This is a genomic window from Alcanivorax sp., assembly GCF_019431375.1.
Taxonomy (GTDB): domain Bacteria; phylum Pseudomonadota; class Gammaproteobacteria; order Pseudomonadales; family Alcanivoracaceae; genus Alcanivorax; species Alcanivorax jadensis_A.
Genome location: NZ_CP080267.1, coordinates 1,979,501 through 1,992,857, shown reverse-complemented (window position 1 = coordinate 1,992,857; position 13,357 = coordinate 1,979,501). Strand labels below are relative to the sequence as shown.

Genomic DNA, 13,357 nt, shown 5'->3' with positions numbered 1-13,357 from the left:
ATGCAATCAAGAGCAGGGCAGAGTGTGACAGTGAGCTACGGGCAACTCTGCCCATTGCGTTGTGTACTCCGGTGATCTGAACTGTTGCCTCATGTACCACGGGGCTGAGGTCCCTTGGGAGGCCATGAACACGCTGCCTTTCCCTTGGGCACGGTTGATACTGTCGATGACGGTCATGAGCTGGTCAGCTCTCTCTGTCTGGCCTGGGTGTAGCATGTCGAACTGATGGTGCTTGCGGTCGCAGATGTTCACGAGACCAACACCCGCTTTCAGGAAGGCATGGCCAGGTTGGTACAGGCGAGCGGCTGTCGCCCTGGCCAATTTCACGATCTCTCGTGTGTCGTCGGTGGGGTAGGGAAGCTGGACCAAGTCGCTGGCGGAGTGGAAGTTCGGCTCAAATGGCGAGGTGTGCATGAACACATGCATGCTCAACGCCAGGTGGTGCTGTTTCCGGAGTTTCTCGGCGGCTCGGGACGCGTAGAGAGCTACCGCCTCCAGTACAGGGCCTGAAGTAGAGGCCTTGTTGCCGAAAGAGCGAGTGCAGTAGATCTGCTTCTTCGCGGGCGGCACTTCCTCAAGGGCCAGGCAGGCTCTGCCGTTCAGCTCCTCGATAGTTCGTTCCAGGTTGATACTGGTCATCCGCCGAATGACCTTGGGGTGTGCCCTGGCGAGATCGAGAGCGCTGTGAATTCCTTCAGCATTGAGCCTGGCCCCCAATCGTCGGGCGATCCCCCAGATGGCCGTGACCGGGACACGCTTCAGCACCCATTCCCACTTCAGTGGTTCATCCAGCACACAGACACCCTGACACTGCGGGAGCTTCTTGGCAGTTCGGTTGGCCAGCTTGGCCAATGTTTTGGTTGGCGCAATGCCTACCCCCACTGGCATTCGGATGTGATCCCACAGCTGAGCCTTGATCTCATGTGCGGTGTGCTTCGGATCGCCAGGGATCCCCGCCATGTCGAGAAACATCTCGTCGATGCTGTAGACCTCAATCCGGGGGCTGAATGCCTGGAGTTTGGTCATCACCCGGTTGGAGATGTCGCCATACAGCGGGTAATTACTGGAAAAGATGGCTACGCCATGCTTTCTGAGTAGCCCCTCAATCTTGAAAAAGGCTTCCAGGTCTGGGATGCCTAGCGCTTTGGCCTCCTTGCTACGGGCGACAACAAAGCCATCGTTATTGGACAGCACCACCACCGGCTTGCCTCGTAAGTCAGGCCGGAAGATCTGCTCGCAACTGGCGTAGAACGAGTTGCAGTCAACCAGTGCGATGGCGGAAGAAGTGGATGGCATTGATCACAACCCCCTCAATCTGAAAGTCGCTCCCATCCAAGATGGGGATCGGCGGGAAGTCCTCGTGGGCTGAACATAGCAGGCGACGATGGGCATCCAGGATCTTGCAGGTCAGCTCACCATCCAGAAAGGCTAAGACCACATCCTGATGCCGTGCCTGCTCCTCGCGGTCAACAATCAGGAGATCCCGGTCATAGATGCCGACGCCCTCCATGGATTCCCCCTCGGTCCAGCAGTAGAAGGTTGAGGCGGGGTGTTTTATAAGGAACTCATTGAGGTCGAGTTTCTTGTCCATGTAATCGTCAGCAGGGCTCGGAAACCCGGTCCTGACGCGGGAGAGATAGCAGGGTGCAGCAAACTGCTCCCTTATCTCCAGTGGAGAGAGAGTGGTAATCGGCATGGCTAAATTAACTGTCCATAAGTACAGTATTTGATTATGTGTACCAATTACGTGCTAATCAAGAGCGATGGCTCAGCCAAATTGGCAGAATCGTTGGGCGTGGACGCTAACCGACTGATCTATGGTGACTTTCGGCCTGGGGCCCAGATTAGCGTGGTGACGGGCGGTAGTGAGGCTCGATTACTGCGCACGGCGACGTGGTGGCTGTATCTCCAGCAGACGCAGGAGGGGCTACGTCCCCACAGGGACTACTTCAGCGTAAACACCAATTACCGCAAGCTACCCCAGAAACGCGAGTTCAAGCATTCGCGCTGCATTATCCCCGCTACCGCCTTTGTCGAGAGCCAGGACGGCAAGCGCCCGCATCTGTTGGAGCCAGCCAATGGCACCGCCATTGCCTTTGGGGGGGCTGTACAAAGAATGGACGGACAAGGTGACAGGGGAGGAAGTTACCTCCGCGTCGATCATTACCCTGCCGGGTATCCCGGCCCTGGAGCAGATCCACCGCAAGTCCACGCCATTGTGGTTGCCTGAGGATGCGTATGACATTTGGTTGTCGCCAGAGGTGACGGATGTGACTGCGCTGGAAGGGTTGCTAGCCCCAGTGATACGCGCTGATCTGATGGCTACCCCGATTGACAAGGTCAGCCTCAAGCAGACGGTAGGGGAACCTTTTCTTATTCAGGATTAAATGCTGCATAAGGGCTGGAAATCAAGATTGGTCTGGCGGCAGGGATATAATGATTAAGTCTTTTCGGAAAAAACAAGTTAAACATAGCGGTGTCGTGCTAGAGAAAATCGTATGACGGCGAGGGTTAAGTGAATTGAGGGGGGTATTATGGCGAAAAATATTAAGTATAGGAAAAATCAAACCATTGGCGATTGGAAGCTTTCATACAAGCTGGGATCTGGTGGTAATGGAGAAGTATGGTCAGTAAAAGATGGAAATGATTCTTATGCCATAAAGCTTTTAAAAAAAATCAGGCCGACGATTTACAATAGATTTAGGTCCGAAGTAGAAGCCATGGAGAAGAATCAAGATATTAGTGGTGTTATACCGTTGGTTGACAAGTTTTTGCCAGAGGATGTGGGTGATCAGGTGCCGTGGTTTGTGATGCCGCAAGCTATCAAGTTTTCTGAGTGGAGAAAAGGAAAAACTGTTCTGGAGATAGTGGAGGGGATGCTGGGACTGGCTAATACTCTCCATCAACTCCATCAAAGAGAATTTCATCATCGTGATATAAAGCCAGCCAATATCCTTTTCCTAAAAAACCGTTTATTTTTGTCTGATTTTGGACTTGTTAAGTACCCGGGTCGAATAGATATTACTAAGGAAGGTCTGAATAACTCGCTTTTTTCGCCTTTACGATGATCAACAGGCTTCTGCCATCAAATTCAGGCCACAATTCACTCTTGAGTGTTCATTTTTTCGCCTGATTGCCGCACTTTAGCGGCAATCAGGCGCACTGCCCCTAGGGCAGCAGCACCCGTTTCACCCTCAACAGGTTGTGCAGCCCCGCCAGGAGATAGAGCCGGTTGGTATTTTTCGCCAGACCCCGGTAGCGAACCTTGCTGTAACCGAACATGCCTTTGATCACTCGGAAGGGATGTTCCACTTTGGCACGTACGCTGGCTTTGATGGTTTCGCATTCCAGCGCAACCTTCGACATCGTGGAGCGCTTACCAGGACGCTCAGCGATAAACCAATCCACTTTACGGTTCTTGTGCTCTTCGCGTTTCTCGATACCGCAATAACCCGCGTCTCCCCAGACACGTTTCTCTTTGCCATGCAAAAGCTGGTCTGATGCCGTCAGGTCATGCTCATTCGCGGCGGTAGTGGCAAGGCTATGAATCAGACCCACCGTGTCATCGACGCCAATATGGCACTTCATGCCAAAGTGCCATTGATTGCCTTTCTTGGTCTGGTGCATCTCCGGATCACGAGCCTTACCTTTGTTCTTCGTCGAGCTGGGCGCTTCGATAATCGTCGCATCAACGATGCTGCCTTCCCGAACCATCAGGCCATGTCGTGCCAACTGACGGTTGATCTTCTTGAACAGCTTCTTGCCAAGAGTGTGCTGCTCCAGCAGGTGCCGGAAGTTCAGGATCGTTGTCTCATCAGGAACCCGAGAGAGCCGAATCCCTGCGAAACGGCGCATAGACTCGATCTCATACAAGGCATCTTCCATCGCCGGATCACTCAGGTTGTAGATGATCTGCATGACATGAATGCGCAGCATGCTGGAGAGCGGATACGGCGGCCGGCCAGTGCTACCGGAGGCGTAATAGACCGCAATCGTGGACTCCAGCGCCTTCCAGGGTAGCAACTGATCCAACTTCTCAAGGAACACTTCCCGCCGGGTCTTGCGCTTCTTGTGTTCATATTCGGCTTCGGCAAAAGTCAGCTGGCTCATGGCATTCCCGGAAAGTGGCTGATAGAAAGCCCTGATTATGGCAAAGTCGGGGAGTTTTTCAGAGGTTCCCTAAGGAAGGTGGAGATGTTGGCCCTAAGTTTACGATGGCTCCTGAAATGAGACGTTATGCCAATGAGGCTGATGGTGAAAAAGCGGACATTTACTCCTTTGCAAAGACTCTATGGATTGCGATTGTTGGTGATATGAAATGCTTTGATGGCCAGTATAGTCCATTATCAGTGATCAGTATCAACTCGGTATGTGGAGGGCTTTACACAAAGTCTCTTCATGATCTATTGACTGAGTGCACTGATAACTCTCCCGATAAGCGGCCTGGAATGAAAGATGTTATTAGTAGGATTGAGGGCTGGCTTAGGATTAACAATGATTTTCATGAGCAGAATATAACCGAGTGGTTTGATCTTCAGAATGCATTGTTTCCGGCAGGCTCTCCAGAGTCTGTTATATGGAGAGATTGTGAAAATATAATTACGGTATTAAATGAAATTTCAAGAGTTGATGGTTTGAATCATGCGTTTTTGCCTGGGGGTGGAGGGAGTACATTTGTAGGTGCCGAGCGTGCTAAAGAGAAGGGGATGATTGCAGTTAAAGTTTCTGAGAGGCTGTATTATTACCTGAAACCAAAAAAGCTAACATACGAGTCGTTCGGTCTTCATCCGCAATGGAATTACTTTCGAATGGAGGCTGAAGAAATTGAGTCTACTAATACATATGAAAATGACTCGTTGATATCTCCCTATGAGGAATTGGTAGAGATTGATTCTGGTAAGTACGTTGAACGGTTTAATTGGGATGAGGGTGAGTTTGATGGAGAGCCGCTGCCAGAGCAAGCACGGTTAATTTGCAGGTATTTACGTGGTAGCTTTGTGATTTTCAGTACTAGGGAACCTCTGAAAAACTCCCCGACTTTGCCATAATCAGGGCTTTCTATCAGCCACTTTCCGGGAATGCCATGAGCCAGCTGACTTTTGCCGAAGCCGAATATGAACACAAGAAGCGCAAGACCCGGCGGGAAGTGTTCCTTGTGAATCGCCACCAGTTTGCTAGACACCTTTCAGCCATCCAAAATGGCAATCAGAGAGGTATCTATGAGTAGCAAACGCTATCCCGAAGAATTCAAGATTGAGGCGGTTCGCCAGGTGACGGATCGTGGTCACAGTGTGGCCCAAGTGGCTGACCGACTCGGCGTCACCACCCATAGCCTGTACGCCTGGATCAGGAAGTTTGGCCCGGATTCCGAGCAGCATCAGGCCAATGCAGATGACCAAGCCGAGATTCGCCGGCTCCAGAAAGAGCTCAAGCGCGTTACCGAAGAGCGAGACATCCTAAAAAAAGCCGCGGCGTACTTCGCCAGTCAGTCCGATTGAGGTACGCCTTCATTCAGGAGCACAGCGAGCGGTGGCCAATCCGCTCACTGTGTTCTCTGTTGGACGTTCACCCCAGTGGCTTTTACGCCTGGCAGAGACAGCCTCGTTCAGCTCGTGCAATCGAGGACGAGCGCCTGTCCGGGCTGATCAAGCAGTTCTGGCTGGAATCCGGGGCCGTGTATGGCTACCGGAAGGTTCATACCGATCTGCGCGAGTATGGCGAGCGATGCGGGCCCAATCGAGTCCACCGCCTGATGCGCCACGCAGGAATACGAGCGCAGGTGGGGTATCGTAAACCACGCCATAGGGCTGGGGAGCTGCACAAGGTGACACCGAATATCCTTCAGCGCCAGTTCAATCCGCAAGCCCCGAACGAGAGCTGGGTAACGGATATTACCTATATCCGCACACATGAAGGCTGGCTGTATCTGGCGGTTGTTCTAGATCTGTTCTCAAGACGGGTGATCGGTTGGTCAATGCAATCCAGGATAACCAAGGAACTGGCGCTGGATGCGCTGCTGATGGCGGTCTGGCGTCGCAAGCCTGAGGGCAAGGTGGTTGTTCACTCCGACCAAGGAAGCCAATACACCAGCCACGACTGGGACTCGTTTCTGAAGGCGCATGAGCTGGAGGGGAGTATGAGTCGGCGCGGTAACTGCCACGACAATGCTGTTGCTGAGAGCTTCTTCCAGCTGTTGAAGCGGGAGAGAATAAAGCGAAAGATTTACAGCAGTCGGGACGCGGCCCGGGCAGATATTTTTGATTATATCGAGATGTTCTATAACAACCGTCGACGCCATGGTTCTAATGAAAAGCTGTCACCGGTAGAGTATGAAAAGCGTCACCAAGAACGGCAGGGAAGTGTCTAGAGAACTGGTGGCGATTCATTGAGAAGTTGGATCAGTTGCTACCCTGGAAGGCGCTGGAGTCCACGATTGCGGTCTATTACGCCTCCGGTAGCACTGGCCGGCCGCCGTATCCGCTCTCCAGCATGCTTCGCATTCATGTCATGCAGATCATCTACAACCTGAGTGATCCGGCGATGGAAGATGCCTTGTATGAGATCGAGTCTATGCGCCGTTTCGCAGGGATTCGGCTCTCTCGGGTTCCTGATGAGACAACGATCCTGAACTTCCGGCACCTGCTGGAGCAGCACACTCTTGGCAAGAAGCTGTTCAAGAAGATCAACCGTCAGTTGGCACGACATGGCCTGATGGTTCGGGAAGGCAGCATCGTTGATGCGACGATTATCGAAGCGCCCAGCTCGACGAAGAACAAAGGTAAGGCTCGTGATCCGGAGATGCACCAGACCAAGAAAGGCAATCAATGGCACTTTGGCATGAAGTGCCATATTGGCGTCGATGACACGGTGGGTCTGATTCATAGCCTTGCCACTACCGCCGCGAATGAGCATGACCTGACGGCATCAGACCAGCTTTTGCATGGCAAAGAGAAACGTGTCTGGGGAGACGCGGGTTATTGCGGTATCGAGAAACGCGAAGAGCACAAGAACCGTAAAGTGGATTGGTTTATCGCTGAGCGTCCTGGTAAGCGCTCCACGATGTCGAAGGTTGCGCTGGAATGCGAAACCATCAAAGCCAGCGTACGTGCCAAAGTGGAACATCCCTTCCGAGTGATCAAAGGCATGTTCGGTTACAGCAAGGTTCGCTACCGGGGTCTGGCGAAAAATACCAACCGGCTCTATCTCCTGGCGGGGCTGCACAACCTGTTGAGGGTGAAACGGGTGCTGCTGCCCTAGGGGCAGTGCGCCTGATTGCCGCTAAAGTGCGGCAATCAGGCGAAAAAATGAACACTCAAGAGTGAATTGTGGCCTGAATTTGATGGCAGAAGCCTGTTGATCATCGTAAAGGCGAAAAAAGCGAGTTATTCAGACCTTCCCTAGATCAATCTATAATCTGGTGCCTGATACTTATGATGGACGCCATGATACGATGTCAGAGCAGGAATTCCGAACTTATATTGAAAGTAATGCCTCCTGATAAAAATTTTAGTCTCTGAAAATCTGGCATAACTAAAGCAATCGGTTATCTAAAAATCTATTTTTTGGGGATGAAGTATTGCAAGATTCATGTCTCAAGGAGCACGGTGTGAAATCCTTTGCGATGGGAGGTCGTCTCCTGGCAGTCAAGTCAGGCCCCCCACCGCACATGGTGTCAGATGGACACAGTCTCCACACACTTTGATAATCGCGCAACTGTGGTCACGGCTGGGATAATGCCAAACTAGATAACCGGATCGCCCAGCTCTTCCTGAATATCCTTGAACTCTTCAGGGTAGGCTCTTTTCAAAGAGGCGTACTGTAGGAAGTTACTTTCAGCCATCTTGGCATATACGCGCCTGCCATCATCAACGATGACATTGGATAGATACCCAATCACGGTGTAGTTCTTGTCTTGTATCACCTCTTGTACTTTTTGATCTCCAAATGAGCTGGTGTAGGAGTAGCCGGGCGGGAGCGGGTCATTACCAAGGTCGGCGAATACTGACGTTGAGTAAACCTGTTCCCCCGTACTTCTCTGGACGACGCTCACCTCTAGGGAGAATTCCCTGATAGTGTAATCGGTGTTGTTATCGAGTTCGGCTTTGATGGCCAGCGGCCCCAGGAATTTTGCTTCCATCGCTTCTAGGGCCACTGGCAGGTCTTTCATCGACGACAAGATCTTTTCTCTGCTATCTAGATAGAGGCCATGGAGCTCTCGGAGCATAAAGAGATCTTCTTCCCTGCGAATGTCGGCAACGTACTGTTCATGCTGCGCGACTTTGCTGATGACCTCCCCGTAGGTGAGGCCATGAAGTGACTCAATGTCATTTTGAGCAAAATTGATACCAGGCTCTTCAGGATCCTGCGGGAGTTCATACTGTTCTGTATAGAACTGGTACTGGCGTTTGAACTGCTCCTCTTCTTTACCATCCAAAGTCTCTAAAATCCCGTTGTACGAGACCCGGATCATGTTGTCATTCGAAGCATCAAATGTTTCACCGCAGCCGGTCATGAATGCTGCGAATAATAGAGTGATGATCAGTTTGTTAATCATTGTTCAATACCTTGCGTGTCAGAGTTCGTGTTAGATCATTGGCAATGGAGTTCGAGGCTGCTGTCGTGGGTTCCGGTAAATGCATGACGGAGATCTCTGTTTTCGTATGCATAACCGACCGAGAGTCTCATCTGCCGGTCGCCATAGGTGCTTTCATGGTGTTTTTCATCTGTTGGCTTTTTAAGCCCGACCCCACCCTCAATCAGAACGAAGGTGCCGTTTTCGGCGACAGACCAGCGGAAGAACTCATAGGCTGAGGCGACATTAAACCCAGACAAGATCTGGTTAACTTTGGATAGAGTGGTTTTGTTGTTGGCTATTTTGTTCTTTTCCCACCGGTCAAGCTCTTCCAGCCTCGCTGTCTTCTCATCGGCTTTTTTTGAGTGATATTTGATGAGCCTTTTTGTTCGATCTGATTCGGCAGACTCAACTTCTGATTTGAGATGATCGATAGAATCCAGCTCTTCTTGGCGCTCTTTCTTGAGTCTTGCCCTGAAGGGGTTGGGGGAGGTGTCGTTTAGGGATTCCTGGCATTTTTCAGCCAGAGCAACCAGTCTTTTATGGTAGTAGTCGTTGACGCCTACAATCTCGCAGCGGTACTCGACTAGATCTCTTCCACGGTTATCTTGAACCATTTGCCAGCTGGTGCTTTCGCACATGGACCGGTTGTCAAAGGTTTCACCGATCTTGAATTCTGGGTGGGCGTCGAATCGCCCTTCTTTGACGATGTCTATATCGCTGGCGCCATCCAGGCAGCCGATAAGTGATGTAGCCAGAAAAAGGCCTGCTATCAGTCGAAGGCAGTCATTGCCCATGGTTTTCTCCTTTTTTGTGCTTCGTTCTTCTTTGGTGGGATGAGCCAATGCTCTGAGGCGACCCTTAATCAGATGATTAGGGTGATTAGATTACTTAATGTTTCCTATAGAGTACATAGGGTGCCCTAACGGGCGTTAATAGGCTTCTCATAACCATCCAGACTGCTTTCTTTACCTTAGATGGCAGGTCAGCATTTGATGGAAATTCCGGTTGCCTTTGGCAAAGCAGTCAAGATTAGGCGTATTGAGCTGAGTATCAGCCAAGAGGATTTGGCTAACAGGGCAGGGCTCTCCAGATCCTTTCTGTCCGGTGTTGAGCTGGGTAATCGACAAGCCTCGGTTTCAACGGTGTGGCGTCTGTCCGAGGCATTGGAGTGCCGCCCTTCAGATCTATGGTTGAAGGCTGAAGTGCTGATCGTTGGCGAGAGTTAAGAATTCTCGCCATGCTTACTTACTTTCGTTGTTTCCTGTTGCGGCCGGCGTAAGCGGTGAATTGGTCAATTTCTGTTTGAGCTTTTTCGTTGATTGAGCGTTTGCTTCGGATTTGGGTGCCGTCTCTGCTTGAAAGAACTCCTCAGTAACCTGCAGCCCTTCTTCTTCCCCATACTCGAACCAGGCGTTCAACAGCCCGGCCTGAGCAACCTTGTCCAGCTCCGTCTGGTGAATCCCCAGATTCTCTCGCCCCTTGGCTTCCTCCCTGGCGTGGGTGACGGCTTCTTTCAGGGGCTGATCGGCCCGCAGGGTTAGATCCACGTAGTAGATCGGTGCCCGGTGGCTCTGGGTGGTGCTCTTGCCGCGCAGCTTGAGCTCCAGCGGCAGGGTGGCCAGGTTGCCGCCACTGATGGCGTGGAAGTAGCGCAGCCGGGCAGCCAGGGTACGGATGCTGTTGTAGCCGGTGGTCCGGAACACGAAACAGCCCAGCTCATCGTCATTCCCGATACGGACATACAAGCGGCCATAGGGCTTACACAGCCCGTGGCTGCCGTAGTCGCACAGATCCGGTGACGGGCAGGGGAGCGATTCCAGTCCATTCTCGGTATGCCGCCGGCATGTCTCCCCGTTGCCTGCACACAGCGGCCTGCCACTCTTGCGGTCAAAGAAGGTGTATTCCGCCCGTAGATTCAGGTCCGGATCGTTGAACGGCAAGGTGACGGGAATGCTGCGGAGCTTGTTGCCCTTGGTGTCCTGGCGCAGGGCGTCATCCAGCGGGTGGGGCAGCCAGCCTTCCTTGGTCTGGATCTGGGTGGTGATGGTGAACTGATCGTCTTTCTCGGGCAGACGCTTGCCGTTCTTCTCCACCACGCGGCCGATGCTGATGCGGCCAATCACGGGGGGCGTAATCGCGAGTCCTTTAATCATGGGATGCTCCTGATGGATAACAGGCATAGACGCAGCCGGGCCAGGCCCGGCTGTTATGCCGTGAGTCGTAGAGGGTTAAGCATTGGGGCGAACCAGGAAGCGACGGCTCCCGGCCTTGTGCTTGGGGTACTGCTTGAGCAGATCAGGCTGATCCTGCAGGAGAGCTTTCGTGTCCAGGCTAGTGGAGTCCTTGCTTCGCTTCCAGGTCACAGAGCCCTCTGTGAAGGTGGCCTTGCTGGCCAACCCCATGGTCTGCTGGATGCGTTGCTTGAGGGTGGATTCCCGGTTGCTCAATCGGCCCAGGGTGTCACGCAGATCCAGTAGCTCATTGAAGTCGCCTTCGATGGCCGGGTTGTCCGTGAGATCCATGGTTTCCCCTTTGTCCTGGGGGTAGAGCGCTTGCAGGGCGTTCCCTGCTGAGTCGGAGCCATCCGGGTCCGGTGGCGTGTCCGCTTCCACCAGCTGCCAGAACTCCCGCTCCAGCTCGTACAGGTGAGCGATCAACGCCTCATCCCGTTCGATCCGATGAATCTGCAACTCCTGTCCGCAGATCAACACGGCCACATCGGCAGCCTGCTTTCCGGTGACCGCTAGCTGATGCTGCACTTGGCATTGGATGTACTCGGGAACCCCATCGGCCCAGAGCTTGGCGCCGTACTGGCCGGTGGTTTTGCACTCGAGGATCTGTACGTCATCGTTACCCACCACGGCGTAATCCAGATTGGCGAGCATCCAGGGCTTGTCTTCATCCGGGTGCTGCAGAACGGAATTCACCCGCCGAACCTTGTTGCCGGTGATCTTGGCGTAAGCCTCGGCCACCTTGGGCTCCAGCAGGGTGCCCCAGTAGAGCGGCGATTGGATGTCATCGGGATCAGGCGCGGGTAACAGACCATCGCGCCCGGTCTTGATCATCCACAGCTCCAGCGGTGACTGGTACGGGCTGATGCCGACGGCGGCAGCCGCATCACTGGCGCCAATGCCCTGCTTGCGGATCTTCAGCCAGTCCTCCCGGCTCATCTGCTTGGTAGAGACAAGGCGCAGTGCCGGGCGCTGGGTAGGAGTTGTGCTTTTCGGTTGTGCCATGAGTGTTCTCCTGACAAAGAAAAGCCCCGGCACAATGGCCGGGGCTAGAAGTAAGGGAAGGGGATGGAGAGTGAGTGATGCCTAAATGGCATCATGCGGCGCGGCCTGACGACGAGGGTGGCTCATCACCTATCTCGAAGAAGTCATTCACCAGCGCTTCGATATAGCGTTCGGCTTGCTTGTCGCTGGGGAGGTGGCCGGTAGTAAGCAGTTGCTCACCCAGCCATTCGCCCAGCTCGCTGACCACTTCGTACTCGAAGATGCCGGGGCGTCCACGGGGTTCGAACCAGATGTGGGAGACGGTTTGCCACAGTGGGTCCAGGTATTCACAGGAGGCGATGATCAGCTCGATGCAGCCACTGTCCCAGGTCTCCAGGATGCGGCGACTGCGCCCCGGATCGCCGGGGTGGCACATCAAGCCTTCATGCAGGAACGCGCCCCACACCGCTGCCAATTCAGCAGGCATAGGGCGGCAGTCCCATACCGCCAACAGGCGGTAGAGCCATTTCAGATCCATGGTGTTCTCCAGGTTTTTTTAATGCGGGAATAGAGAGGGGAAGAAAAGATCCGACCGGTATCAGGCGACCAGCAGGGAAGTTTGCTCCAGAGCACGTTGCTTGATCTGGGCACCCTTGCCGAACCAGGCCGAGTCCAGCCGGTTGTCGGTGCTGCGGGCTCGTCGCTCATGGTCCACGAACTCGGTGACCGCATTGAGCAGGCCGTAGGCTGTGTTCTTGGCGGACGTCAGATCCGACCCGCGACCGGCACCCTCATACAGAGCCATGGCTTTCTTCATGGCCTGTTCGTTGGCCTTCACCGGCATGCCCGGTGGCTGATAGCCGGTGTCGGTGAAGATGGTCTGCATGACCTTCTTGGCGGTCTTGCGGGTAATGCGGCGCTCGCTGAGGGCCTTCAGGCGATACATGAAGTCATCCCAGGCAGAGACAGAGATGCCTAGCTGCTTCTTCACCGACTGCGGATCAAAGGTGGTGTTGTGGCGTACCTTCACCGCATGGGTATTGCCATTCAGTGCCACCGCAAGGGTGTTATTGCAGACGACCCGGATACTGGTGAACTGCGCCGTGGTAGCCAGGGTGCCGTCACAAGCCGTGGCCAGCAGCACATAGCCGTTGGTTTGGTCATTCCCAGCCAACGTGCCGGACTGCCCGGTACGCGCAAGCGCCCAAAGCTTGCGGCCCCCTTTCAATACGCCAGCGGTCTCCAGCTCGAAGCCGGATTGCTCGGTGAGATCCCGGTAGAACTCCAGCACCTCACGGGGCTGAACCACCTTAAAGCGGTTGCTCACTACCGACAGGGGCTCTTGATTGTCAGAACGGAACAGCACCTTCTGATCCGGGAACGATGAGATCTGGCCGAGCGCGCCGGCTTCGCTGCTGATAAAGCGCACCGGGGTCTCACGGATCTCCCAATCCATGCCCGCTTCGCGCATCCAGACTTCCAGCGGCTGTTGGCTGGCCAGCTGGTTGCCCAGCCCGTGCCAGGGGGTACGGCCTACATAGGCCATGTTTTCGACAAGATGTGCCAT

At 53.7% G+C, this 13,357-nt stretch carries 15 protein-coding genes and 2 pseudogenes; 8 read left to right on the top strand and 9 right to left on the bottom strand.

What is annotated here, in order from left to right; all coding sequences use genetic code 11:
- Positions 1-6: 6 nt before the first annotated feature.
- A complete protein-coding gene (locus tag KZ772_RS09220) occupies positions 7-1,296 on the bottom strand; it encodes a Y-family DNA polymerase (protein ID WP_290536305.1) in 1,290 nt (429 codons plus the stop codon).
- On the bottom strand, positions 1,262-1,696 hold the full coding sequence (gene umuD / locus KZ772_RS09215) for a translesion error-prone DNA polymerase V autoproteolytic subunit (protein WP_081939765.1): 435 nt from the start codon (positions 1,694-1,696) through the stop codon (positions 1,262-1,264). Before umuD ends, KZ772_RS09220 begins: the two co-directional genes overlap by 35 nt.
- Before the next feature lie 36 nt (positions 1,697-1,732).
- Between umuD and KZ772_RS18595 the strand changes: the two are divergent.
- The 3 genes and pseudogenes from KZ772_RS18595 to KZ772_RS09205 all read left to right on the top strand — a co-directional run.
- Positions 1,733-2,065: pseudogene (locus KZ772_RS18595) on the top strand (hypothetical protein); the annotation flags it as partial.
- A gap of 13 nt (positions 2,066-2,078) precedes the next feature.
- Complete coding sequence (locus KZ772_RS09210; RefSeq protein ID WP_063520012.1) at positions 2,079-2,387, top strand: SOS response-associated peptidase family protein; 309 nt, start codon at positions 2,079-2,081, stop codon at positions 2,385-2,387.
- A 147-nt stretch (positions 2,388-2,534) separates the two neighbouring features.
- Complete coding sequence (locus tag KZ772_RS09205) at positions 2,535-3,068, top strand: protein kinase (RefSeq protein ID WP_290536304.1); 534 nt, start codon at positions 2,535-2,537, stop codon at positions 3,066-3,068.
- 100 nt (positions 3,069-3,168) lie between these two features.
- On the opposite strand, the gene KZ772_RS09200 is transcribed toward KZ772_RS09205, so the two are convergent.
- A complete protein-coding gene (locus tag KZ772_RS09200) occupies positions 3,169-4,110 on the bottom strand; it encodes an IS5 family transposase (protein ID WP_064782570.1) in 942 nt (313 codons plus the stop codon).
- A gap of 116 nt (positions 4,111-4,226) precedes the next feature.
- Here KZ772_RS09200 and KZ772_RS09195 point away from each other — a divergent pair, with 116 nt between their 5' ends.
- The 4 genes and pseudogenes from KZ772_RS09195 to KZ772_RS09180 form a co-directional block, all read left to right on the top strand.
- Positions 4,227-5,048, top strand: a complete 822-nt coding sequence (locus tag KZ772_RS09195; RefSeq protein WP_290536303.1) for a hypothetical protein — start codon at positions 4,227-4,229, stop codon at positions 5,046-5,048.
- 35 nt (positions 5,049-5,083) lie between these two features.
- Positions 5,084-5,227, top strand: coding sequence for a hypothetical protein (locus KZ772_RS09190; RefSeq protein ID WP_290536302.1), 144 nt, complete (start codon positions 5,084-5,086; stop codon positions 5,225-5,227).
- Positions 5,220-6,367, top strand: a protein-coding gene (locus KZ772_RS09185; protein ID WP_290536301.1) for an IS3 family transposase whose coding sequence is annotated in 2 segments (ribosomal slippage) — positions 5,220-5,457 and positions 5,457-6,367 — 1,149 coding nt in all. Because the reading frame shifts where the segments join, the coding sequence is not laid out codon by codon here. Before KZ772_RS09190 ends, KZ772_RS09185 begins: the two co-directional genes overlap by 8 nt.
- 14 nt (positions 6,368-6,381) lie before the next feature.
- Positions 6,382-7,257 (top strand): annotated as a pseudogene (locus KZ772_RS09180) (IS5 family transposase); the annotation flags it as partial.
- A gap of 484 nt (positions 7,258-7,741) precedes the next feature.
- Here the strand turns inward: KZ772_RS09180 and KZ772_RS09175 are convergent.
- Positions 7,742-8,554, bottom strand: a complete 813-nt coding sequence (locus tag KZ772_RS09175; RefSeq protein ID WP_063519350.1) for a DUF6694 family lipoprotein — start codon at positions 8,552-8,554, stop codon at positions 7,742-7,744.
- Positions 8,555-8,589: 35 nt separating this feature from the next.
- Complete coding sequence (locus tag KZ772_RS09170) at positions 8,590-9,369, bottom strand: hypothetical protein (protein WP_290536300.1); 780 nt, start codon at positions 9,367-9,369, stop codon at positions 8,590-8,592.
- A 180-nt stretch (positions 9,370-9,549) separates the two neighbouring features.
- On the opposite strand from KZ772_RS09170, the gene KZ772_RS09165 reads away from it, so the two are divergent.
- On the top strand, positions 9,550-9,801 hold the full coding sequence (locus tag KZ772_RS09165) for a helix-turn-helix transcriptional regulator (protein WP_365869996.1): 252 nt from the start codon (positions 9,550-9,552) through the stop codon (positions 9,799-9,801).
- 15 nt (positions 9,802-9,816) lie between these two features.
- On the opposite strand, the gene KZ772_RS09160 is transcribed toward KZ772_RS09165, so the two are convergent.
- The 4 genes from KZ772_RS09160 to KZ772_RS09145 all read right to left on the bottom strand — a co-directional run bounded on the left by KZ772_RS09160 (position 9,817) and on the right by KZ772_RS09145 (position 13,357).
- Complete coding sequence (locus tag KZ772_RS09160; RefSeq protein WP_063519347.1) at positions 9,817-10,728, bottom strand: hypothetical protein; 912 nt, start codon at positions 10,726-10,728, stop codon at positions 9,817-9,819.
- Between the two features lie 75 nt (positions 10,729-10,803).
- Complete coding sequence (locus KZ772_RS09155) at positions 10,804-11,811, bottom strand: lambda-exonuclease family protein (protein ID WP_063519346.1); 1,008 nt, start codon at positions 11,809-11,811, stop codon at positions 10,804-10,806.
- A gap of 91 nt (positions 11,812-11,902) precedes the next feature.
- A complete protein-coding gene (locus KZ772_RS09150; RefSeq protein WP_063519345.1) occupies positions 11,903-12,328 on the bottom strand; it encodes a hypothetical protein in 426 nt (141 codons plus the stop codon).
- A 60-nt stretch (positions 12,329-12,388) separates the two neighbouring features.
- Positions 12,389-13,357, bottom strand: coding sequence for a DUF932 domain-containing protein (locus tag KZ772_RS09145; protein WP_063519344.1), 969 nt, complete (start codon positions 13,355-13,357; stop codon positions 12,389-12,391).